The 358-nt window shown below is 69.3% G+C and carries 2 protein-coding genes; one reads left to right on the top strand and one right to left on the bottom strand.

The window, feature by feature from the left end:
• Window positions 1-140, top strand: a 140-nt coding sequence (locus EN859_RS36055; RefSeq protein ID WP_245525888.1) for an SMR family transporter, incomplete at its 5' end; no start/stop codon positions are given.
• Window positions 141-205: 65 nt separating this feature from the next.
• Here EN859_RS36055 and EN859_RS40060 read toward each other — a convergent pair.
• A partial coding sequence (locus EN859_RS40060) for a DUF6481 family protein (protein WP_245525887.1) occupies window positions 206-358 on the bottom strand: 153 nt, incomplete at its 5' end.

The following is a 358-nucleotide window of genomic DNA, read 5'->3' as shown; positions in this document are numbered from 1 at the left end:
ACGCGGTGTGGACGGGGATCGGCACCGTCGGCACCGCCCTGCTCGGCATCTGGCTGCTCGGCGAGCCGGCAACTGCGGCGCGGCTTGCCTGCATCGGCCTGATCGTGTGCGGCATCATCGGGCTGAAGCTCGTCGCCTGAAACGGCACAAACGCGTTCAGGGCCGCCACCGGCGACCCTGATTCATTTTTCGAACGAACTCGAACCTAGCGGGCGGAGAAGCCTGGCGGCGTCCGGCCGACGCGCGCCTTGCGGGCAGCGTAGCGCGCATCGCGCTTGGCCTTACGCTCGGCCTCGTCGGCGAGCAAGCGCGCGATGCGCTCGTTCTCCTCGGCTTCGCGGATCTTGGCCTCGGCTGC

The organism is Mesorhizobium sp. M00.F.Ca.ET.216.01.1.1 (genome assembly GCF_004010325.2).
Classification (GTDB): domain Bacteria; phylum Pseudomonadota; class Alphaproteobacteria; order Rhizobiales; family Rhizobiaceae; genus Mesorhizobium.
The sequence above is the reverse complement of the archived record's forward strand: the minus strand, read 5'-3'. Positions and strand labels throughout refer to the sequence as shown.